Source organism: Rhizobium sp. NRK18, from assembly GCF_024385575.1.
Lineage (GTDB): Bacteria > Pseudomonadota > Alphaproteobacteria > Rhizobiales > Rhizobiaceae > JANFMV01.
Window position 1 is genome coordinate 3,421,215 of the sequence record NZ_JANFMV010000001.1, and the last position, 23,028, is coordinate 3,444,242.

19 protein-coding genes are annotated in these 23,028 nt (G+C 63.6%); 7 read left to right on the forward strand and 12 right to left on the reverse strand.

Annotated features, from left to right (window positions below; all coding sequences use genetic code 11):
* Positions 1-3: 3 nt before the first annotated feature.
* From coaBC to NN662_RS16225, 5 genes are all read right to left on the reverse strand, one after another.
* Positions 4-1,209: a bifunctional phosphopantothenoylcysteine decarboxylase/phosphopantothenate--cysteine ligase CoaBC gene (gene coaBC / locus NN662_RS16205; RefSeq protein ID WP_261931262.1), complete on the reverse strand. Its 1,206-nt coding sequence runs from the start codon at positions 1,207-1,209 to the stop codon at positions 4-6.
* A gap of 134 nt (positions 1,210-1,343) precedes the next feature.
* Positions 1,344-3,560, reverse strand: a complete 2,217-nt coding sequence (locus NN662_RS16210; RefSeq protein WP_261931263.1) for an FAD-dependent oxidoreductase — start codon at positions 3,558-3,560, stop codon at positions 1,344-1,346.
* Positions 3,561-3,662: 102 nt separating this feature from the next.
* Positions 3,663-4,871, reverse strand: coding sequence for an acetyl-CoA C-acetyltransferase (locus NN662_RS16215; RefSeq protein ID WP_261931264.1), 1,209 nt, complete (start codon positions 4,869-4,871; stop codon positions 3,663-3,665).
* A gap of 52 nt (positions 4,872-4,923) precedes the next feature.
* Entirely contained in the window at positions 4,924-5,166 is a 243-nt protein-coding gene (locus NN662_RS16220) for a hypothetical protein (RefSeq protein WP_261931265.1), read from the reverse strand.
* 16 nt (positions 5,167-5,182) lie between these two features.
* Complete coding sequence (locus NN662_RS16225; RefSeq protein ID WP_261931266.1) at positions 5,183-6,979, reverse strand: acyl-CoA dehydrogenase C-terminal domain-containing protein; 1,797 nt, start codon at positions 6,977-6,979, stop codon at positions 5,183-5,185.
* Positions 6,980-7,399: 420 nt separating this feature from the next.
* Here NN662_RS16225 and NN662_RS16230 point away from each other — a divergent pair, with 420 nt between their 5' ends.
* The 3 genes from NN662_RS16230 to NN662_RS16240 all read left to right on the forward strand — a co-directional run bounded on the left by NN662_RS16230 (position 7,400) and on the right by NN662_RS16240 (position 13,081).
* A complete protein-coding gene (locus tag NN662_RS16230) occupies positions 7,400-11,122 on the forward strand; it encodes a peptidoglycan-binding protein (protein WP_315972601.1) in 3,723 nt (1,240 codons plus the stop codon).
* Between the two features lie 238 nt (positions 11,123-11,360).
* Entirely contained in the window at positions 11,361-12,281 is a 921-nt protein-coding gene (locus NN662_RS16235; protein WP_261931268.1) for a sulfite exporter TauE/SafE family protein, read from the forward strand.
* 29 nt (positions 12,282-12,310) lie between these two features.
* A complete protein-coding gene (locus NN662_RS16240; RefSeq protein ID WP_261931996.1) occupies positions 12,311-13,081 on the forward strand; it encodes a TIGR02186 family protein in 771 nt (256 codons plus the stop codon).
* A gap of 6 nt (positions 13,082-13,087) precedes the next feature.
* Here the strand turns inward: NN662_RS16240 and pdeM are convergent, their stop codons facing one another.
* From pdeM to NN662_RS16265, 5 genes are all read right to left on the reverse strand, one after another.
* A complete protein-coding gene (gene pdeM / locus NN662_RS16245; RefSeq protein ID WP_261931269.1) occupies positions 13,088-13,813 on the reverse strand; it encodes a ligase-associated DNA damage response endonuclease PdeM in 726 nt (241 codons plus the stop codon).
* A gap of 19 nt (positions 13,814-13,832) precedes the next feature.
* Entirely contained in the window at positions 13,833-16,352 is a 2,520-nt protein-coding gene (locus NN662_RS16250; protein ID WP_410010943.1) for a ligase-associated DNA damage response DEXH box helicase, read from the reverse strand.
* Between the two features lie 42 nt (positions 16,353-16,394).
* Positions 16,395-17,030, reverse strand: coding sequence for a YitT family protein (locus tag NN662_RS16255; protein ID WP_261931270.1), 636 nt, complete (start codon positions 17,028-17,030; stop codon positions 16,395-16,397).
* Between the two features lie 49 nt (positions 17,031-17,079).
* Positions 17,080-17,718, reverse strand: a complete 639-nt coding sequence (locus tag NN662_RS16260; protein WP_261931271.1) for a YitT family protein — start codon at positions 17,716-17,718, stop codon at positions 17,080-17,082.
* A 109-nt stretch (positions 17,719-17,827) separates the two neighbouring features.
* Complete coding sequence (locus NN662_RS16265; RefSeq protein ID WP_261931272.1) at positions 17,828-18,772, reverse strand: class I SAM-dependent DNA methyltransferase; 945 nt, start codon at positions 18,770-18,772, stop codon at positions 17,828-17,830.
* A gap of 153 nt (positions 18,773-18,925) precedes the next feature.
* On the opposite strand from NN662_RS16265, the gene NN662_RS16270 reads away from it, so the two are divergent.
* Genes NN662_RS16270 through NN662_RS16280 form a run of 3 tightly spaced genes read left to right on the forward strand, consistent with a single transcriptional unit; the run spans position 18,926 to position 21,103 of the window.
* Positions 18,926-19,192 (forward strand): DUF6460 domain-containing protein, encoded by a 267-nt coding sequence (locus NN662_RS16270; protein WP_261931273.1) that lies wholly within the window; start codon positions 18,926-18,928, stop codon positions 19,190-19,192.
* 40 nt (positions 19,193-19,232) lie between these two features.
* On the forward strand, positions 19,233-19,703 hold the full coding sequence (locus tag NN662_RS16275) for a CAP domain-containing protein (RefSeq protein ID WP_261931274.1): 471 nt from the start codon (positions 19,233-19,235) through the stop codon (positions 19,701-19,703).
* A gap of 23 nt (positions 19,704-19,726) precedes the next feature.
* Positions 19,727-21,103 (forward strand): MATE family efflux transporter, encoded by a 1,377-nt coding sequence (locus NN662_RS16280; RefSeq protein ID WP_410010984.1) that lies wholly within the window; start codon positions 19,727-19,729, stop codon positions 21,101-21,103.
* Here the strand turns inward: NN662_RS16280 and NN662_RS16285 are convergent.
* Positions 21,079-22,167 (reverse strand): quinone-dependent dihydroorotate dehydrogenase, encoded by a 1,089-nt coding sequence (locus NN662_RS16285; RefSeq protein WP_261931275.1) that lies wholly within the window; start codon positions 22,165-22,167, stop codon positions 21,079-21,081. The genes NN662_RS16280 and NN662_RS16285 overlap by 25 nt on opposite strands.
* A complete protein-coding gene (locus tag NN662_RS16290; protein ID WP_261931276.1) occupies positions 22,164-22,508 on the reverse strand; it encodes a DUF952 domain-containing protein in 345 nt (114 codons plus the stop codon). Before NN662_RS16290 ends, NN662_RS16285 begins: the two co-directional genes overlap by 4 nt.
* 85 nt (positions 22,509-22,593) lie before the next feature.
* On the opposite strand from NN662_RS16290, the gene NN662_RS16295 reads away from it, so the two are divergent.
* Positions 22,594-23,016, forward strand: coding sequence for a hypothetical protein (locus NN662_RS16295; protein WP_261931277.1), 423 nt, complete (start codon positions 22,594-22,596; stop codon positions 23,014-23,016).
* The last annotated feature ends 12 nt before the right edge of the window (positions 23,017-23,028 follow it).

Consider the following 23,028-nt stretch of genomic DNA (forward strand, 5'->3'; position numbering starts at 1 on the left):
GCTTTAGCTAAGACGGTCGGCAATCATGGCGGCAAGCCGTGCCGCCACATCTTCCTTCGAGAGGTCCGGCCAGGCATCCACACCGCCCGCCGAAATGATCTTCACGCTGTTGCGCGTGCCGCCCATGATGCCGGTTTCCGGCGAGACGTCGTTGGCGACGATGAAATCCGCCCCCTTGCGTTCGAGTTTCGCCCGGCCGTTCGTCTCGACGTCCTGCGTTTCCGCGGCAAAGCCGATGACGACCGCCGGCCTTCTGGCGTGATGGCCAACGGTCTTCAGGATATCCGGGTTTTCGGTGAGTTGCAGCGCGGGCGGGGCGTCACCCGGCTTCTTCTTGATCTTCTCGTCCGCCGAGGCGGCAACCCGCCAGTCGGCGACGGCGGCGACCATGACGGCGATGTCGGCAGGCAATGCTGCCTCGACGGCCTCAAGCATTTCACGCGCCGTTTCCACATGCTGCGTCGTCACGCCGGCCGGATCGGGTATGGTCACCGGCCCGGACACGAGCGTCACTTCTGCCCCAAGCGCCGCAAGGGCGGCGGCAATTGCATGACCCTGGCGGCCGGACGACCGGTTGGCGATGTAGCGCACCGGATCGATCGGCTCATGGGTCGGGCCGGAGGTGACGATGGCGGTCCTGCCGGCAAGCGGCTTCGGCAAACCGTCGAGCAAGGCCTCGACGGCGGCGACGATCTCCAGCGGCTCGGCCATGCGGCCAAGACCCGCCTCGCCGCTTTCGGCCATCTCGCCCTTCATCGGACCAATGAAGCGGATGCCGTCGCCCTTCAGCGTTTCGACATTGCGCTCCGTCGCCCTGTTCGCCCACATCTTCGGATTCATGGCGGGCGCCACGAGAACCGGGCGATCGGCGGCCAGCAGCACGGCGGAAGCCAAGTCATTGGCGAGCCCGTTCGCCATCTTCGCCATCAGGTCGGCGGTTGCGGGGGCGACGAGGATCAGGTCGCACTCGCGTGCCAGCCGGATATGGCCGACGTCCTGTTCTTCCTCGCGCGAAAAGAGTTCGGTGAACACCTTGCCGCCGGAAAGCGCGCCGACCGCAAGCGGCGTCACGAATTCCTCCGCCCCCTTGGTCATGACCGGCCGCACGGACGCGCCGCGCTCGCGCAGCCGGCGGATCAGGTCGAGGCTCTTGTAAGCCGCAATGCCGCCGGAAATGATCAGGAGAATGCGCTTGTCTTTCAATGTCATGCCCGGCCCTTGAAACTCGCCGTTACTCATCCCGCGCAAACTAGGGGTTTGACGGGAAAGATGCAATTGGCCTCGCGACGCGGAAAGGGCCGCGCAAGGCGGCCCTTTCAAAGCTGTGTCCCGATTGGCGCCCCTCAGGCCGCCTTCGCCTCGTCGCCATAAGGATTGAAGCGGCCGTAGAAGGTCTCGCCCTTTTCGGCCATGTCGAGAAGCAGCGGCGTCGGCTTGAAATGGTCGCCATATTCGGCGGCGAGCTTCTCGCAGAGCGCGACGAAATTCTTCACGCCCATGCCGTCGATGTAGGAGAGCGTGCCGCCGGTGTAGGGCGCGAAACCGAAGCCGAGGATGGAGCCGACATCGGCTTCGCGCGGGTCGGTGACGATGTCCTCTTCCATGGTACGGGCGGCTTCCAGAGCGATGGTCGCCAGCAGGCGCTGCTTCAATACGTTGACATCAACGTCACTTGCAGCCTTCTGCGGATAAAGCTCCTTCAGGCCCGGCCAGAGGAACTTCTTGGCCGGCTTGTCCGGATACTCGTAGAAGCCTGCCTTGCTCTTGCGACCGAGGCGGCCGAGCACGTCGACCATCTTTTCCACGAGCGCCATGTGCTCCGGCTTGACCGAGGCCGGACCGAGGTCGGCGATCGAGGCCTTCATGATCTTGTAGGACAGATCGACCGCAACTTCGTCGTTCAGGGACAGCGGGCCGACCGGCATGCCGGCCATCTTGGCGGCGTTCTCGATCATCGTCGCCGGCACGCCTTCGATCAGCATGTCGTAGGCTTCGTTGATGTAGCGGAAGACGCAACGGTTGACGTAGAAGCCGCGCGTGTCGTTGACGACGATCGGCGTCTTCTTGATCGCAGCGACATAATCGAGCGCCACGGCGATCGCCTTGTCGCCGGTCATTTCGCCGAGGATGACTTCCGTCAGCATCATCTTGTCGACCGGCGAGAAGAAATGCACGCCGATGAACTGTTCCGGACGCTTCGAGTTCTCGGCGAGACCGGTGATCGGCAACGTCGAGGTGTTGGACGCGAAGATCGAGCCTTCCGGCAACACGGCCTCGACGGCTTCGGTGACGGCCTTCTTGACGTTACGGTCCTCGAACACAGCCTCGACGACGAGATCGGCGTCGGCAAGCTGGTTATAATCCGGCGTCGGGGTGATGAGAGCGAGAAGCGCCTCGGCGTCCTCCTTGGTCATCCGGCCCTTGGAGACGGCAGCCTTCACCAGACCTTCCGAATGTGCCTTGCCCTTGTCGGCGGCTTCCTGGTCGCGGTCGATCAGGACCACGGGAATGCCTGCCTTGGCGGTGACATAGGCGATGCCCGCGCCCATGAAGCCCGCGCCGACGACGCCGACCTTCTTGAACTCGGTCTTCGGGATACCCGCCGGGCGGCGAGCGCCCTTCCCGAGTTCCTGCATGGAGACGAACAGCGAGCGGATCATCGAGAAGGCTTCCGTCGTCTGCAGCACTTCGGTGAAATAGCGCTGCTCGATCCTCAGGGCCGTGTCGAAGGGAACCTGAAGGCCTTCATAGACGCATTTCAGGATGGCGAGCGCGCCCGGATAATTGCCCTGCGTCTCGCGGCGCAGGATCGCGGTCGCGGCCGGCCAAAGCTGCGCGGCGGCCGGGGTCCAGATACCGCCGCCCGGAACCTTGAAACCCTTCTCGTCCCAGGGAGCGACCGGCTTCAGGCCATCCTTGATCATCTGCTTGGCGGCGTTGATCAGCTCGCCGGGCTCGGCCACCTGATGGACGAGGCCCATGGCCTTGGCGCGCGAGGCGGTCAGCGTCTGGCCGGTGGTCATCATCTGCAGCGCCGACTGGGCGTCTGTCAGACGGGAGACGCGCTGCGTGCCTCCGGCACCGGGGAAAATGCCGACCTTGACTTCGGGAAGCGCAATCTTGACGGCGTTGGAATTGGCGGCAACGCGACCATGGCAGGCGAGCGACAATTCCAGTGCGCCGCCCATGCAGGTGCCGTTGATCGCCGACACCCACGGCTTGCCGCAGGTCTCGAGCTTGCGCCACAGCCAGGTCATGCGGCCGGCGGCGTCGAACAACTTCTTCGTGGCGTTGGCCGGATCCTTGACGCGCTCTTCCTCGATCATGGAGAACATGCCCTTGAGCATGGTGAGATCCGCGCCGCCGGAGAAGGTCGACTTGCCGGAGGTGAAGACCACGCCCTTGACGGCGCTGTCGGCAACCACCTGATCGATGATCGCCTCGATCTCGTCCATCACCTCGACGGTAAAGACGTTCATGGACTTGTCCGGCATGTCCCAGGTGACAAGAGCAATGCCGTCGGCGTCGGTTTCGACTTTGAAATTCGTGTAGGTGCTCATTTACGGGATTCCTCTTCCCAAATTCTGGTTCCGCCACCGCTCCAATTTCGGTGCGATCCGGCGGGGTTAAGACCCTCCCCCTTGTGGGGAGGGTTAGACGCCTCAGACCCTCTCGATGACGGTCGCGGTGCCCATGCCGGCGCCGATGCAAAGGGTGACGAGCGCGGTGTTGAGATCGCGGCGTTCCAGTTCGTCGAGGACGGTGCCGAGGATCATCGCGCCGGTGGCGCCGAGCGGATGGCCCATGGCGATCGCGCCGCCGTTGACATTCATCTTGTCGTGCGAGACGTCGAAGTGCTGCATGAAGCGCAGCACGACGGCGGCGAACGCCTCGTTGAGCTCGAACAGGTCGATGTCGGCCAGCGTCATGCCCGAACGCTTCAAGAGCTTTTCGGTGACGTCGACCGGGCCGGTCAGCATGAGGGCCGGATCGGAACCGATATTGGCGAAGGCGCGGATGCGGGCGCGGGGCTTGATCCCCATGCTCTCGCCGCCGGCCTTCGAGCCGATCAGCACGGCGGCGGCGCCATCGACGATGCCCGACGAATTGCCGGCATGGTGGACGTAGTTGATCTTCTCGATTTCCGGGTGGGCCTGGATTGCGACGGCTTCGAAGCCGCCCATTTCGCCCGGCATCTGGAAGGAGGGGTTAAGGCTCGCCAGACCCTGCATGTCCGTGCCTGGACGCATGTGCTCGTCATGGGCGAGAATGGTGAGACCGTTCTGGTCGTTGACCGGGATCACCGAATTCTTGAAATAGCCGGCCTCCCAGGCATGCGCGGCGCGCTTCTGGCTCTCGACCGCGTAAGCGTCGACGTCATCGCGGGAGAAGCCGTATTTGGTGGCGATCAGGTCGGCGGAGACACCCTGCGGCATGAAATAGGCCGGGAAGTTGACCGAGGGGTCCATGTACCAGGCGCCGCCGGACATGCCGAGACCGATGCGCGACATGCTTTCCACGCCACCGGCAATGACGATGTCGTCCGCGCCCTGCGCGATCTTGCCGGCGCCGAAGTTGATGGCATCGAGACCGGAGGCGCAGAAGCGCGAGATCTGCATGCCGGGCGCCTTGTTGGAATAGCCGGCCTCGAAGGCGGCTGCCTTCGGGATCACGGCGCCGGCTTCGAAGACCGGATCGACACAGCCGAAAATGATGTCGTCCACGGTTTCGGTGTCGAGGCCGTTGCGGTCACGCAGCGCTTCCAGCGTCTTGGCGGCCAGGCGCGGCGTCGGCACTTCGTGCAGCGAGCCGTCCTTCTTGCCGCGTCCGCGCGGCGTGCGCACGTGGTCGTAGATAAATACGTCGGTCATGTTTCATCTCCCTGAGCGACCTCCAGTGGAGGAGCGCAAATCTAGTTCTGACCTACTTCAAGGTCCATTTACCTCGTCGATCATCCTCAGCGGCAACCATTTTGCCCTGCCGCCGCAATGTCGTAGCAGCCCAACGCATGTCGTATTGCCACGTGAAAAATAGGTCGCCGCTTCCCTTCAAATCATTCTCATGATTCTTCCAGATATGTTGGGCTACATAGAGGATAGAAGCCGAACCATTACTTGCCTTGAGGGCTTCAACAACCCAATCGACCATGTCAGCTCGGCTTGCCATTAATTCCTCCACCTTTTCAAAACGCGTCAGCCGCCATCGCCATCATCGTGTCGGCACCGGTTTCGATGCGGGTCTTGCGCAGCGCGGTTTCCGGCATGATGCGCTCCATGTAGAAGCGGGCGGTCAAAAGCTTGTTGTTGTAGAAGTCCGCCTTGCCGGCATCGCCGGAAGCAAGGCCTTCGTTCGCTGCCTTCGCCATCTGGGCCCACATGTAGCCGAGCATGACCAGACCAAAGAGATGCATGTAATCGGTCGAGCCGGCGCCGGCGTTGTCCGGCTTGGCCATGGCGTTCTGCATGAACCACATGGTCGATGCCTGCAGGTCGTTCAGGCCCTTCTTCAGGTGCTTGGTGAAGAAGCCCAGCGCCTCGTCATTGCGGTTCTCCTCGCAGAAATCGCCGATTTCCTTGAACATCGCCATGACCGCGCGGCCGCCGTTGAGGCCGAGCTTGCGGCCGACGAGGTCGAGCGCCTGGATGCCGTTGGCGCCTTCGTAGATCATGGTGATGCGGGCATCGCGGACATACTGGCTCATGCCGTGTTCCTCGATGTAGCCGTGTCCGCCGAAGACCTGCTGGGCCTGAACGGCATGGTCAAAGCCCTTGTCCGTCATCATGCCCTTGAGGATCGGCGTCATCAGGCCGAGGACGTCTTCCGCTGCCTGGCGTTCGGCGGCATCACCCGAGCGATGGGCGATGTCGGACTTCAGCGCGCTCCAGAGCACGAAGGCGCGTTCGGCTTCGTTGAAGGCCCGGATGGTCAGAAGCGTGCGACGGATATCCGGGTGGACGATGATCGGATCGGCCTTCTTGTCCGGATCCTTCGGGCCCGTGAGCGCCCGGCCCTGAATGCGTTCGCGGGCGTAATTGGCGGCATTCTGATAGGCGATCTCGGAGACGCAGAGGCCCTGCAGGGCAACGCCGAGGCGGGCCTCGTTCATCATCACGAACATGGCCGCAAGGCCCTTGTTCTCCGCACCGATCAGGTAGCCGGTCGCCTCGTCGTAGTTCATGACGCAGGTGGCATTGCCGTGAATGCCCATCTTGTGCTCGATCGCACCGCAGGTGACGCCGTTGCGGTCGCCGAGCGAACCGTCTTCCTTGACCATGAATTTCGGCACGATGAAGAGCGAAATGCCCTTGGTGCCCTCCGGTGCGCCCTCGATGCGGGCCAGCACCAGATGGACGATATTGTCCGACATGTCGTGTTCGCCGGCCGAGATGAAGATCTTCTGGCCGGAGATCTTGTAGCTGCCGTCGCCCTGCGGCACGGCCTTGGTGCGCAGCAGGCCGAGATCGGTGCCGCAATGCGGCTCCGTCAGGTTCATCGTACCGGTCCAGGTGCCTTCCAGCATCTTCGGAACATAGGTCTGCTTCTGCTCGTCCGAGCCGTGAACGAGAATCGCGGCGACGGCGCCCTGGGTCAGCCCCGGATACATCATCAGCGACAGGTTGGCAGAGGAGAGATATTCGCCGACGGCGACGTGCAGCGTATAGGGAAGCCCCTGCCCGCCGAATTCTTCCGGCGAAGCGAGCCCCATCCAGCCGCCCTGACAGTAAAGGTCATAGGCCTGCTTGAAGCCCTTCGGCGTCGACACCGTCGCATCGTCGTGACGGGTGCAGCCTTCCTGGTCGCCGGAGAGGTTCAGCGGAAACAGCTCTTCCTCGGCAAGCTTCGCCGCCTCGCCGGTAATGGCTTCCAGCATGTCGGGCGTTGCGTCCGCGAAGCCCGGCAGGTTGTTATAGCGCTCCAGACCGAGCACGTTGTTAAGAATGAAAAGCGTATCCTCGACGGGAGCTTTGTAGATCGGCATCGCCTATAGTCCTCCACCGGGCATGACCCGGACTCGTTTCCTCAGATAGGCTCTTACAAAATTTTGACGTTTGCGTAAACGTCAAATAATCGCCTGCATCAAAATTTGTTTGCGACGCGCGACGCAAGCCTTCGTTCCAACAGTGTCTCACATCCCGCCACGGCACGCATGGGTCGTCAAAGGTTAAAAAATTTCGACCTCGGTTAACGGCTTATTTACCACGTTTGGCGAATGTTAAGCGAAACGATGTGGCGTACCGCGCCTGTTCCCTGTTTTGCGTTTTCGGGAAGCCGCGAAGGAGCATGATTGTTCCGGCGAGGATCGGCCGCATCATCAAACAAGCCTCCGTGCCCGAATGCGGCATGGTGGCTGGGGCAACCGCCAGAACTCGAAGCGAGCAGACATATGACCGGATCGCGATTGACTTCCACCCGCCACGGCGACCAGTCGCCGCTCGACGCGCTCAGCAAGACAATCGAAGGGCTGGAAGCGCGCATCGAGGGGCTCATGGGAGCGGCCGGACGCAAGGATCCGGCCAGAAGCGGCGCTCCTGCTTCAAGGTCTGAGGCAGCCGACTGGCCGCGCGACGCAGCCGAGGTCCGCCAGCCATCGCAATCATCCCGCCGCTTCAACCCGGTCGACGAAATTCTCGAACGCCAGCGTTCGCTGGAGGCTGGCCGCGCACCGGTTGCCGCCCCTACGCCGCGTCCGCCGCTCGGCAACCGGCGTCCCGCTGGCGAGCAGACCCGGGCACCCGCTCAGACGCCTGCCGCCGCCCATGCGCCTCAGCCGGACATCACCGACACGCTGCAGGCACTGCGCCACGAGTTGAAGCGCGACATCGCCGACGGCGTCGCCCGCGAAATGACGGCGATGCGCAACGACATCCGGGCGCTGAAGGCGGATGCCTCCGATCCGCGCCATGCATCCGAAATCCGCAACGAGCTTGCCCATCTCGCCGACCGCGTCGACCGTCTTTCCGCGCAGGCCGCACCGCGCCAGGCGGAAGAGCTGAGGGCCGAATTCCAGGGACTTCGCGCCGCTCTCGACAGCATGGCCCGCCAGGACGACGTCAATCGCATGCAGGACCATCTCGCTTTGTTCGAGAACCGGATGAAGGCGCTGGACGGCATCAATGTCAAAGACGACATCATGGCGCTCGCCTACCGCATCGACGACATCAAGATGCAGATCTCCAGCCTGAACGCCTCGCCGGCCGTCCACGCGCTCGAAGACAAGCTGATGATCATCGCCGGCGCGGTCGAGCAGCTCGGCAATCACATGCGCCCGGATCACTCGATCGACGAGCAGTTCGCCGCGCTCAACAACCGCATGGAAGACATTGCTGCCGCACTGGTCGAAGGTTCGCATCAGACCCGTCATGCGGAAGACAGTCGGATGATCGAGCGGCTCGATGACCGGATTGCCGGCCTCGCCTCGCAGCTCGACGGCATCAGCCGCTCGCTCGACACCCGTCCCGGCGAAACCGATCTGCTTGCCGCCCGCATCGAGGCGATGGCCGAGCGCATCGAGGATCTCGCCAACATCGAAGCCGCCGCACGGCTCGAGGAGCGGCTCGACCATCTGGCGCAGCTCATCGAGCAGTCGCAGGCATTCGGGATCGCCGACGGCATCGGGGATTATCTGACCGAGATTTCGTCCAAGATCGACGCCATCGAGAACGGTCAGCTGAGCGAGGCGATCACGTCCAGGCTCGACGCCCTTGCCCGACAGATCGACGAACTGCAGATGCCGCCCGCAGCCGAGACCGCCTTCGACGGCGCCGCCATCCAGAGGCTTGAAGACCGCCTCGCCGGCATTGCAAAGCGCCTTGACGAGCAATCCTCGCGACCGGCGGCGGCCGCCGCCGGACTGGAGACGCTCGAAGAGCAGATCGCAAATCTTTCAGCCCTCATGCAGGACCTGCAGCCTGCCGGCGGCATCGGCCTCCCGAGCGACTTCGACCAGCGCATGGCGGCGATCGAGGACTACATCACCACCAACGACGAATACATCATCGAGGCCGCCCGCCAGGCCGCCGAATCCGTGCTCGACGCCTATGCGCGCAGCGGTGGACAGCCGGGCGGAGCCGACATGTCGGCACTCGTCGGCCTGACGCAGGACCTGAAGAACCTCGAGGCGATCAGCCGCAATTCGGAAGAGCGCACGCAGCAGACCTTCGGCGCCCTTCACGAGACGCTGATCCAGATCGCCGAACGGCTCGATCATCTCGACGCCGGCATCCGCCAGGGCGGACAGTCGCGCGCACCGGCTTCCCGTGAGTTCGAGAGGGAAGCCGCGCCGCAGTTTGCCGCCGAGAGCGAAATTGCCTTCGACGATGCGGCAGAAGAGCCCAGGGATTTCGGCCGCCGCCGCGAGGAGGACGTCGCCTTCGACCGTAACGTGGTTGGCGATGTCGCAACGCTGGACGAGCCGGCGCAGAAGGCAAGCCTCCTTTCCGGCATCGGCAAGCGCTTCATGCCGTCGAGGAAGGAAGAGCGCACACCGATCGAGCCGACGCCGTCCATCGATCCGGGTGACGACGTCATCGACAGCGATGAAGGAAACCTGCTGCTGGAGCCCGGCTCCGGCGCTCCGGATGTCAAGAAGATCATGGCCCGCGTCCGCGCCAGCCAGAAGAAGGAACGGCCGGCCGGCCAGGACATAGAGCCCGGCACGCCGGACTACATTGCAGCGGCGCGTCGCGCCGCCCAGGCCGCCGCCATGGAAGTGGAAGCGGCCAGGGACGATCAGGACAAGCCCCGCGCCCCGAAGGTGAAGAAGGGCAAGACGAAGGCCGCTGCGCCGGAAAAGGTGAAGGCGGAGAAGAAGGCGAAGGTCGTGGCGTCCACCGACGGCACCTCGATCATGGCGAAATACCGCCGACCGGTCCTGCTCGCAGCCGGCGCAGTCCTCCTCGTCGTCATGGCCATGCCGCTCGTCAACACGCTTCTGCATGGCGCCAAGGCACCGCAGGTCGAGGAACAGGCCATAGCCCCGGCAGAGGCACCGGCGACGGCAACCATGGACGCTCAGGAGACGGCAGCACCGGCAGCACCGGAAGCGGCAGCACCGCAGGCTGACCAGATGCAGGAAACGGCTCCGGCCGACGCAGCGCCGATCGGCGACAAGTCGGAACTCGCGCCGCTGCCGCAGGATGGCGGGCAGGATGACGCCACTGCGGGAGCGTTGGACGATGCCCCGCAGCCGGCCATGGCCGAGATGAAGCCGGACGCAGCAGCGGCCACCGCTTCCGCCGCACCGGCCGCTACCGATACACAGCCGGAAATCGTCGTGCCTGCCGAAATCTCGCCGCCGTCGCTCGTCGAAGCCGCAAAGGGCGGCGATCCGCTGGCCCTCTTCGAGATCGGCTCGCGCTACTCGGAAGGCCGCGGCGTGAAGACCAGCATGGAACAGGCAGCCGTCTGGTACAAGTTGTCCGCCGACCGTGGCTTCGCTCCGGCGGAATACCGTCTCGCCAATCTCTACGAGAAGGGCACCGGCGTCGCCACCGACATGGCCAAGGCACGCGAATATTACGAAAAGGCCGCCGAAGCCGGCAATGCCAGCTCGATGCACAATCTCGCCGTTCTGCTCGCATCCGGCGCATTCGGCGCACCGGACTTCGGCGCGGCCGCGACCTGGTTCGAAAAGGCCGCCAATTTCGGCGTCGCCGACAGCCAGTTCAACCTCGCCATCCTCTATGCCCGCGGCAGCGGCGTGAAGCAGAGCCTCGAGGATTCCTACAAGTGGTTCGCGATCGCGGCGAAGGACGGCGACAAGGACGCCGCCCAGAAGCGCGACGAAGTGGCGAACGCCATGCGCCCGGACCAGATCGACGCCGCCAAGGCCGCGGTCGAACTTTGGAAGCCTGAACCGCTCGACGACAACGCCAATTCCATCGAGGTTCCGGACGAGTGGGCCGGCAAGGGCCTGAAGACCGCGACCGTCGACATGGGCAAGGCGATCCGCAACATTCAGGCGCTCCTCAACAAGAACGGCTTCGACGCCGGTCCGGTCGACGGGCAGATGGGCGGCAAGACCGTCGCCGCCATCAAGGCCTTCCAGAGCAAGCACGGACAGGAGCCTACCGGAAAGATTACCGACGATTTCGTCAGGGATCTTCTGGCGCTCAACAAGTAACTGTCAAAAAGCCGGGCTCCAAAGTCCGGCTTTTTCTTTTCCATATCCTTCCCAAACACAGGAACGCCGTTCTTCGGCAATTGACACGGATCGGCACCGGGCGCATGACAAAATCCGGTTTCGTCAACGTCATGGCAACATTTGTGCCGTATTGAGAAATATAGTTGCCGGTGCCGGTCGCGCCACCAGCCTCCAAAGCCTGTATCAGCAGGTACCATTCGTTCCTAGGGATCCGACCGTGACAGTTTACCTGCCTATCGCGGAATTGTCGGTCAATATATTCGTGATCCTCGGCATGGGAGCCGCTGTTGGCTTCCTGTCCGGGATGTTTGGCGTGGGCGGCGGGTTCCTGATCACACCTCTGCTGATCTTCTACAACATTCCGCCCGTCGTTGCGGTCGCCACGGGCGCAAACCAGGTCGTCGCCTCGTCCATATCCGGTGCGATGACCCATTTCCGACGAGGGACCCTCGATCTCAAGCTCGGCAGTCTATTGCTGGTCGGCGGTCTCGCCGGCGCCACGGTCGGCGTGTGGATATTCGTCATCCTGCGCAAGCTCGGGCAGATCGACCTGATCATCTCCCTGCTCTACGTCGTCCTGCTCAGCACCATCGGATCACTGATGCTGTGGGAGAGCGTGAGGGCGCTCCGTCGTGCGCGCAACAGCGAGAATGCGCCGCTGCGCCGTCCCGGCCACCACAACTGGATCCACGGCCTGCCGCTGAAGATGCGGTTCAAGAAGTCGAAGATCTATCTCAGTGTCATTCCGGTGATCACGCTCGGCTTCATGATCGGCATCCTGACGCCGATGGGCATCGGCGGCGGCTTCATCCTCGTGCCGGCGATGATCTATCTGCTGCGCATTCCGACAAACGTGGTCGTCGGCACGTCGCTGTTCCAGATCATCTTCGTCTCCGCCTACACGACCTTCATCCAGGCCGCGACCAACTATTCCGTCGACATCGTGCTGGCGGCGATCCTGATGGTCGCAAGCGTCATCGGTGCGCAATACGGCGTGCGCGTCGGCCAGAAGCTGCGCGGCGAACAGCTGCGCGCCCTCTTGGCGCTGCTGGTGCTGGCCGTCGGCATGCGCCTGGCGATTTCGCTGGTGGTAAAGCCGGAAGACCTGTTCTCGGTGGTCCAGGGAGGTTTCGGTTGACCCGTCTTGCTCCCCTCGCCTGCCTCTGCATGCTCTTCGCGTTCGCCACCGGCGCCAACGGACAGGTGCTGCCGGGCCAGACGCTGGACGTCAAGGAGATGCTCGATATCGGCACCTCCACCAATGAAATCGCGATCACCTCCGATTTCAACGGCGCCGACCTGACGATCTTCGGCGCCATTGCCAATGCCGACAATCTTCTGCTGGCGATCGGCCAATACGACATCATCGTCGCGCTGGAAGGCCCGAAGACCGAGGCGACCGTGCGCGAAAAGGAGCGGATGTTCGGCATCTGGGTGAACCGCTACTCGATGACCTTCGAGAAGGTGCCGGAATCCTATTCGCTCTCCAGCTCGCGGGCGCTCGATGCGGAATCGATCACGCCGCTCCAGCCGGACAATCCGGTCGGCATCAACCATATCCCCCTCGTCCCGGTCGGCTATATCGGCGACGGTGCGCGGCTTGCCGAATTCCGCCAGGCGCTGAGACGGCTGAAGGAACAGCACGGCCTCTACCAGCGTGACGCAAGCGGCGTCAGCTTCATCAGTTCCAGCCTCTTCAAGGCCACGCTCAGGATACCGGCGAACGTCCCGAATGGCGTTCATACCGTGCACGCCTATCTCTACAAGAGCGGAGAACTCATCGCTGACAAGACCGTGCCGCTGCGGGTGGTCAAGACCGGTCTCGAACAGATGCTGACGGATGCGGCCCACGAGCGGCCGTATCTTTACGGCATGTTCGCCGTGCTCATCGCAGCGATCACCGGATGGCTCGCCAGCCTGATCTTCCGCAAGGATTGATGGTCCTCAGCCCGACAGCTTGTCGTAGCGCACCGAGTAGATGCGGTCGCGGCCGAGCAGATGGGCGGTCAGCGCCGGCTTGTCGAAGATGCCACGAAATGCCTTGTGCCTCAGATCGAGCCCGCCGGACATGACGCCGAAGGCCGGCATCAGCAGCCGCTTGCCGTCGCTGGCAAAGCAGGGCCTGCGGACCGATTTTTCACGCCGCCGCACCGTCGCCGCCGGATGCAGGTGGCCGGCGATCTCGCCCAAAGCCTCCGTACCCGAAGGCTCGTGGCGGAAGACTAGCCCGCCATAGAGGATTTCGTCGGCGGAACGGCCCGGCAGTTCGACCGTGCCGTCCGGGTCGTGGTTGCCGTTGATCCATATCCATTCGCGCCCTCGCGCCATCGCGCCGATCAGCTCGCGGAACACCGGCGGCATTTCGGCAGATCCGACGCGGTCATGGAAATTGTCGCCGAGGCTGACGACGATCGACGGATCGTAACGCGCGATGACGGCGGACAGGATCTTCAGCGTCGCCAGCGTGTCGTAGGGCGGCAGCAGCGAGCCGCGGCGGGCATAGGCCGCTCCCTTTTCCAGATGCAGGTCGGAGACCACCAGCAGCGAAAGATCAGGCATGAACAGCGCGCCGAGCGGATCGCAGACCACGGCGACGCCGTTCACGGCGATTTCCGCGCAGAGCGGAGCCGGCAGCGTGTGCGCCTGTTGTGCCAAAGCGAGGCGGTTCATTCCCGTTTCAAACCTTCGTCTATTCCATGGCCTCGCGGATCAGGTCGTCGGCCGCTTCCGCCAGCACGGCGTCCTGCGCTTCACCCGCGACCGGCTCCTTGCCGATTTCCAGCATCACCGGCACGGCGAGCGGCGAGATGTGCTCCAGCGCCCGGTGGGTGATGTGACCCTTGATTCGCTTCAGCATATCGCCAAGCCGGGCGATATCCAAAAGGCCCGTTGCCGCATCCCGCCGGGTCGCTTCCAGGAGAATATGGTCCGGCTCGTGACTGCGCAGCACGTCATAGATCAGATCCGCCGAGACGGTCACCTGCCGCCCGGTCTTCTCCTTGCCCGGATGGCGCTTCTCGATCAGGCCGGCGATGACCGCACAGGTGCGGAAGGTGCGCTTCAGCATCCAGGATTCGGAAAGCCATGCCTCCAGATCGTCGCCGAGCATGTCCTCGTCGAAGAGCGCGGCAAGACTGAGGCGGCCGCTGCGGATCATGGTGCCCATGTCCTCGAGACCCCAGACTGCCAGGGCGTAATCCGTGGCGACGAAGCCGAGCGGCTTGGCGCCGGCGCGCTCGAGGCGCCGCGTCAGCAGCATGCCGAGGGTCTGGTGCGCCAGCCGGCCCTCGAAGGCGTAGACGACCATGTAGAAGCGGCTCGACCGCGGGAAGGTCTCGATCAACAGCTCGTCACGCTTCGGCAGGATCGACTTGTCCTTCTGGATCGACAGCCAGTCGCGCACCTGATCGGGCAAGTCCTTCCAGCGGTCCGGATCGGCGAGCATGGCGCGGACCTGTTCGGCCAGATAGGTGGAAAGCGGGAACTTGCCGCCGGCATAGGCGGGGATCTTGGGGTCCAGCGAGAAGGCGTTGGAGACCAGGCACTCGTTCTCGCGGATGCCTTCGAAGCGCAACACCTTGCCGGAGAACAGGAAGGTGTCGCCCTGCGTCATCGATTCCAGGAAATACTCCTCGACCTTGCCGAGCGTCATGCCACCGCGCCCGAGGCTGCCGAGCGCGTTGCGCTTGATGAGGCGGACGTTGAGCATCGGCATCTCGACGATGGTGCCGAGGTTCAACCGGTATTGCTGGGCCACCTGCGGATTGGAGACTCGCCAGGGCCCGTCGGCGGTCTTGCGGATGCGGGCGTAGCGCTCATAGGTCTTCAGCGCATAGCCGCCGGTCGCCACGAACTCGACGATGCGATCGAAGGTGTCACGATCGAGGTGGCGATAGGGCGAGGCGCTGCGGACCTCCGCGAACAGGGCGTCGGCCTCGAAAGGCTCGGCGCAGGCCATGCCGAGTACGTGCTGGGCCAACACGTCGAGTGCGCCCTCGCCGACCGGCGGCGTATCCTGGGCGCCGAGATAGTTTGCATCGAGGGCGGCCTGGCATTCCATCACCTCGAAGCGGTTGGCCGGAACCAGGATCGCGCGGCTCGGCTCGTCCATGCGGTGATTGGCGCGACCGATGCGCTGGGCCAGTCGGCTGGCGCCCTTCGGCGCGCCGACATGAACGACGAGGTCGACGTCGCCCCAGTCGATGCCGAGATCCAGCGTCGATGTGGCGACCACGGCGCGCAAACGGTTCTCCGCCATCGCCGCCTCGACCTTTCGGCGCTGGCCGACGTCGAGCGAGCCGTGATGCAGCGCGATCGGCAGGTTATCCTCGTTGATCGTCCAGAGCTCCTGGAACAACATCTCCGCCTGCGACCTTGTGTTGACGAAGAGCAGCGTCGTGCCGTGTTGCTTGATCGCCTCGTAGACATCGGGAATGGCGTAGCGGGCGGAATGGCCGGACCACGGAATGCGTTCTTCGGTCTTCAGGATGCTGATGATCGGCTTGGCGCCGCCGGCAACCGTCACGAGGCCGGCGTGACGGTGATCATCCCCCTCCTGCCCGACGAGCCATGTCTGCAGATCCATCGGATCGGCGACGGTCGCCGACAGTCCGATGGACCGGACGCCGGGCGCCAGCGAGCGGACACGCGCCAGGCCGAGCGAGAGCAGATGGCCGCGCTTGGAGGTGACCAGCGAATGCAACTCGTCCAGCACGATGAACTTCAGGTCCTTGAAGAAGCGCGCCGCATCCTTTGCGGCGATCAGCAGCGCCAGCTGCTCGGGCGTCGTCAGCAGGATGTCCGGCGGATTGAGCTTCTGGCGTTGGCGCTTGGCCTGCGGCGTATCGCCGGTGCGGTTCTCGATCGTCACCGGCAGCCCCATCTCGGCGACGGGACGGGCCAGGTTGCGCTCGATATCGACGGCGAGCGCCTTCAGCGGTGAAATGTAGAGCGTGTGGACGCCGCGAAAGGCTTCGCCCGGCTTTGCTTTCCCGCGCGCCGCCAGTTCGACCAGCGACGGCAGGAAGCCGGCAAGCGTCTTGCCGGCACCAGTCGGGGCGATCAGCAGCGTGCTTTCGCCCGCTTCGGCTCGCTCAACCAGTTCCAGCTGATGGGCGCGCGGCGACCAGCCGCGTCCGGCGAACCAGTCGCGGAAACGCTGTGGCAGGACGGTGGCCTTCGGGCCAGTTTCGGAATCAGCGACGCTCACAAGGCGAAACTAGGACGCCGGGCGGCTTTCGGGAAGCCGGGTCTACATCGCAATGTAGCGATCGGAACGGTGATTGATGGCGAGAACCATGTTGAGGGTCACCGCGCCGGCGACCGAGCAGACGATGATGAAGGGCGAGGCGATGAAGAAAGAGGCGCTGAGAATGCAGAGGTCGATCCCCAGCTGCACGAAACCGGCGCGCCAGCCGAAACGGTCCTGCAGGTAGAGCGCCAGGATGCCGACGCCGCCGAGGCTGGCGCGGTGGCGGAACAGGGCCAGCATGCCGGAGCCGATCACCAGACCGCCGAACAGCGCGCCGACAAGCGGATTGACGTCAGAGAAGACGATGAAGCGCGGCACCACTTCCGTCAGCGCGGAGGTGAGCGCGATGGCAGTGAAGGTCTTGACGGTGAAGGCCAGACCCAGCCGCCGGAACGCCAGATAGTAGAACGGCAGGTTGATGGCGAAGAAGGCAACGCCGAAGCTGACGCCGGTCACGTAATGCGCCAGGAAGGCGAGGCCGGCGGCGCCGCCGGTCAAAAGACCCGCCTTGCCGAGCAGCAACACGCCGAGGGTCGCCAGCATGCCGCCGGCGACAATGCCCTGCGCGTCCTCCAGCAACGAATGCCGGTCGGACGTCGATTGCATGTAGGTCTTGAAATTCGGCTTCACGCCCATGCCGCTGATCCTCGCAGTTTCATTCTTCCGGCTTATCCGCCCTTTGCGCCTATCGCAACACGACGTACCGGTCCGAGCGGTGATTGATGGCGACGAAGAAGTTCAGCACCACGGCGCTGACCACCGAGCAGAAGACGATGAAGGGCGTGAGGACGAGGAAGGACAGGACGAGGATGATGGCGTCGAACGCCATCTGCACGAGGCCGGCGCGCCAACCGAAATGATCCTGCAGGTAGACGGCGAGAATGCCGATGCCGCCGAGGCTGGCACGGTGGCGATAGAGCGCCAGAAGGCCGAAGCCAACCAATAGGCCGCCGAGCACCGCACCCCAGATCGGATCGAGATAGTTGATGTCGAGGAAGCGGGATTCGATTTCGGTGAGGCCCGAGGTCACCGCGATGGCGATGAAGGTCTTGACGGAGAAGGCAAGCCCGATGCGGCGGAAGGAGAGGTAATAGAACGGCAGGTTCACCAGGAAGAACAACAGGCCGAAGTTCATGCCGGTGGCATAGTGAATGAGAAAGGCGACGCCGGCGGTTCCGCCGATCAGGATGCCGACCTTGTTGAGTAAATACAGGCCAAGGGCTGCCATCATGCAGCCGAAGAAGATGCCCTGGGCGTCTTCGGCGACCGAGTGCTTCGAGGGTTCCGTATTGAAAATACCAAGCACGCGTTTCATCTGCGCCACGCCACCAATTCCCAGGGAGTGAAATTGCGCCGATTGTCCCTACAAAGCAGGGTGAAATCAAGCGAAATATGTAAGGAATATTGACCTATTGTGCATTGCACACAATTTGTCAGGCCGGCTTTTCCGAAACGATCAGAATTCCGTGTACCGGCTGGCCGGCATCCATGCGGATCACGGTCTTCTCCAGCGCCAGGATCTGCAGGCCGTTGGCGGCGCAGAGCGACTTCAGGTAGGTCTCGCTGTGGGCATAGCGCAGGGATTCCAGCAGCCGGAAGCCCTCGCCGGCCCCGGCATCCTCGACCGAGAAGGCGACGATTGCGCCCGGCGCAGAAATCTCGGCGGCGAGCGAGAAGAAGTTTTCCAGATTGCCGAGATACATCAGCACGTCTGCAGCGCTGACGAGACCGGCGCGATGGCGCGACAAGTCTTCGGAGAACAGGCCGCATTCCTCCGGACCGACCGACAGATCCGCCTGACCCAGCAGGTCATAGACCCGCTTTTCCTCCGCTTTGGCCAGCATGTTGGCGGAAAGGTCGAAGCCCTCCAGCCGCTCGACGCAATCGCGGATTTCCTCGCCGAACAGGCCGGTGCCGCAGCCGAGATCGACGGCGAGCGCGAAGCGGCAGTTCTTGCCGAGCGTGCGGCGGATGACCTCGCTCAGCTTCTTCGGCACGCTATAGTCCAGCCGCTCGACCAGCGCCTCGTCGAAATGGCCGGCATAGTCGTCGAACAGGCGCTCGACATAAGCAGTCGGTGGCTGTTCGGGAACGGCAATGCCGCCAAGCAGCGCCAGTTTCAGCGCCGCGCCAAACATGTCGTCGGGGTCGAGCCCGCGCACCCGGTCGAGCGCGGCTATGGCGCCTTCGCCATTGCCGGCCTTTTCGCGATATTCGGCAAGACGAAACCATCCGGCAGCCCAGACCGGCGCGATCTCCAGCGCCTGCTCCATCAGTTCGGCCGCGCTTGCGGGCTCGCCGCCCTCGTCCAGCATGCGAGCGTAATCCGCCCGGCGGTCGGCAATGATATCGCCCGAGGAAAGCTGGTGCGCCTGCATGCAATGGGTTCCGAGGAGTAAGGGATGCGCGGCAATGACCGAAGTCACAAAAAAATACAAGTGGAATTTTATCCGACGGTGGTTGCGGGTCGCGAAAACCTTGCAGCCGCGCGCAAGAGGCCTTATTTGAAGCGCCAAACAGGAGACCATCCGATGTCGGATCAGGCAAACAGATTCTTGGGCGATACGATCGGCCGCACCATCGTCAAGCTGCTCGTCGTGTCGCTCATCGTCGGCTTCGTCATGAGCGCCTTCCACTGGTATCCGATCGACGTCTTCTACGCGATCCAGGATTTCTTCCGCGAATTGTGGCGCACCGGCTTTGCCGCACTCGGATCGGTCGGCCGCTATTTGGTGCTCGGCGCGACGATCGTCATCCCGGCCTTCATCATCCTGCGGCTCTTGAACTATCGCCGCTGACATGCAGGGCCAGTCGACACGCATAGCGCCCACGCGGCGTATGTTCTTCGCCGTCTCGGCCGCCGCCGCGGCGTCCCTTCTGTCCGCCTGCACGACATCGAATGTGCTGAACACGGACGACGGCAACTCGGCCGACATGACCGCCGATGCCCTGCCGCTCGTCAACGACCTCAGGGCCAAGAACGGCCTGCCGCCGCTGACGATCGATCGCAATGCCCAGTCGGCAGCACTCGACCAGGCCAGGCGCATGGCGCGGGCCGGCGAGATGCAGCACAATATCGGCTTCGGCGCTGATTTCGCCAAGCGCATGAAGGGGCAGGACGTGCAGTTGCCGGCTGCCGAAAACATCGCCGCCGGGCAGAGAAGCACGCAAGACGCGGTGACCGCCTGGATCAACTCCCCCAAGCACCTGAAGAACATGCTCGGCAGCTATAAGGGGCTGGGTGTCGCGGTGGCCAGAAATAGCGCTTCCGGAAACCGGCCCTATTGGTCCATGGTGCTGTCCGGCTGAGGCGATTCCCGCCCGCCTTGATCATGCATCCGGGGACCACCTGCTTGGATACGAGCACCGCCACACCAGAGGGCCGGCAGCAGCCGTTCGACGTCACGCATCGCATCGTGCTGGCGATCGCCGTGCCGATGACGTTCGCCTATGTGTCGACGCCGCTGCTGGGCCTGACGGATACGGCCGTTCTCGGCCAGTTCGGACGCGCGGCGGATCTTGCCGGCCTCGGCGTCGCCGCGGTCATCTTCGATCTTGTCTTTTCGCTGATCAGCTTCATCCGCACCTCGACCACCGGTCTGGTGGCCCAGGCCTTCGGCCGCGACGACCGCGGCGAGGAAGAGGCCGTCTTCTGGCGCGCCGTGATCTCCGGCATTGCCGGTGGCGTGTCGCTGGTGATCCTGTCGCCGCTGATCCTCTATGCCGGACTTGCCGTCATCGGACCGGAACCGGCGGCGGCCGCCGTTGCGACCACCTATTTCTACATCCGCATCCTGTCGAGCCCGGTGCGGCTCATCAACGATGCGCTGCTCGGCTATGTGCTCGGCAAGGGGCGGGGCACGATCGGTCTTCTGCTGCAGACGGTCCTCAACGGCACCAACATCGCGCTGTCGGTCTTTCTCGGCCTTGTCCTCGGCTACGGCGTCAGCGGGGTTGCCTGGGCGACGGTGATCTCTGAAATCGTCGCTGCCGCGGCCGGATTCCTGATCGTCCTGCCGGCTTTCAAGGGGCAGCAGCATCCCTCGATGATACGCCTCTTTGAACGCGACAAGCTCATCGCGCTGTTTGCACTCAACCGCGACATCACCATCCGCTCGCTTTTGCTGGTCGCCTCTTTCGTGCTTCTGACCCGGGCCGGCGCCGCGATTTCCACCGTCGTGCTCGCGGCCAATGCCGTGCTCATGAACTTCTTCATGATCTCGGCCTTCTTCCTCGACGGTATGGCGGCGGCGGCCGAACAGCTGGCCGGCCGCTCGATCGGCGCGCAAAACCTGATGGCATTCAGGAGATCCATCCGCCTGACGGCGCTCTGGTCGTTCGCCCTGTCCGGCTTTCTGGCAGCAGCCTTCCTGCTCTCCGGCTCGTCGGTCATCGCCTTCCTGACGACGGCAGAGACGGTGCGCGCGGCGGCAGTCGAGTATCTGCCATGGATGGCGCTGACCGGCATTACCGGGGCGCTCGCCTTCCAGATGGACGGGATCTACATCGGCGCGACATGGTCGAAGGAAATGCGCAACATGATGATCCTGTCCTTCGTCGGATACGTCATTGCGCTCGAAGCCCTGACGCCGCTGCTCGGCAATCACGGCGTCTGGCTGTCGCTCAACCTCTTCCTGTTCCTGCGCGGCGTGACGCTGGCAGCAGCGACGCCGCGGCAGATCCGTCAGAGTTTCCGATCGGCCCACTGATCGACGCGGCTGCCGACGAGATCGGCGATGTTGCCGACGCCCTCGGTCGCGACCAGTTGCGATAGACCGCGGACGATGCGACCGGCGAGGCCCGGACCTTCATAGACCATGGACGAATAGAGCTGCACGAGGTTGGCACCGGCCCTGATCTTTTCCAGCGCCGTCTCGCCGGAGTGAATGCCGCCGACGCCAATGATCGGCAGGTGCGGGCCGACGCGACGGCGCATCTTGGCAAGCACCGTGGTAGACAGGTCGAAGAGCGGCTTGCCGGAGAGCCCGCCCGCCTCGCCTGCCTGTGCATGGTCCTTCAGACCATCGCGACGCAGTGTCGTGTTCGAGACGATCAGACCGTCGAGATCATGGGCCAGGACTTCGGCCGCGATGTCGTCCATCCCCTCCTCGGTCAGGTCCGGTGCGATCTTGAGGAAAACCGGCACGCGCGATCCCGTACCGGCCGACAGATCGTCACGGGTCGAAAGCACGGCCGAGAGGAGAGCCGCGAGGCTTTCGCGCGCCTGCAGATCGCGCAGGCCCGGCGTGTTCGGCGAGGAAATGTTGGCGGTGAAATAATCGGCAACCGCATGGAAGCGGCGGATGCCGGCCACGTAGTCGGCGATCCGGTCGGCACTGTCCTTGTTGGCGCCGATATTGACGCCGACGATGCCGCTGAAATTGCGCCCGGACAATCGCCCGAAGGCCGCGTCATGCCCGTCATTGTTGAAGCCGAGGCGATTGATGATCGCCTCATCCTTCACAAGCCTGAAGATGCGAGGCTTGGGATTGCCGGCCTGCGGCTTCGGCGTCAGCGTGCCGACTTCTGTGAAGCCGAAGCCCAGCCGCAAGAGCGCTTCCGGCACCTCGGCATTCTTGTCGTAGCCGGCGGCCATGCCCAGCGGATTTGTAAAGGTGAGGCCCGCGATCTTCTGCTCGAGCTTCGGATCCGTCCTGATCCCGCAGGCCGGAACGAGACCGGATTTCAGGGCGGCAATCGAGACCCCGTGGGCCTGTTCCGGATCCATCAGGAAAAGCGCCTTGCGGCCGAACATCTTGAACGGGTCGATCATGCGTCTAGCTCCGGGAACTGATGGCCGTCCGGTGCGAGCGGCAGGGGCTTTTCCCAGAGCACCGCGCCCAGGTCGAGATTGGCATAGAGATGCGGGAAGAGATCGCCGCCGCGCGACGGTTCAAACTTGAGAGCCTCGCCCAGGCGCTCCACGTCAACGGCGACAAGAAGCAGGTCCGTCTGACCGGCAAAATGCCGTGCGGCGGTCTCCCTGGCTTGGCTTGCCGTCGAGAAATGAATGTAGCCGTCAGTCAGATCGATCGCCGCGCCCTCAAAGACGCCCCTGGTTTTTGCTTCATCCCAAAGGCTTTTCGGAACAATCTTATAAATGACGCGTATCATCACTAGTCTCGCATAGCATCTTTCGCCCGGATTTGCCGGAAACGGCGGGCGATGTCCACATCACAAACCGGGGCGGACGCGAAAAATGGAGGGTACAATGTGGAAATGGCTGATCATCGGGCTGACGGCGGGGCTTTTTCCGCTTGCGGCGGTGGCACAGGACGCGCCCAGCGGACGCTACCAGCTTCAACACTCGGAAGCGGGCTTTGTGCGGCTCGACACGGTAACCGGCGAAATGACCTACTGCAACGAGGCGGGCGGCGACCTGACCTGCCGTCCCTCGGCCAACGAGCGGGCTGCCTATCAGGAGGAAATCGACGACCTGTCGCGGCGCGTGCTCGCACTGGAACAGGCGCAAAAATCCGGAGCAACCAGCCAGGAAGGGCTGCCGAGCGACGAGGAGCTGGATCGGACCCTGTCCTTCATGGAAAAGTTCTTCCGCCGTTTCAAGGCGCTGACGGACGAGTTCAGAGCCGACGATGAGGCAGACGCTGCGCCGAAAACCTGACGTGCGACAATG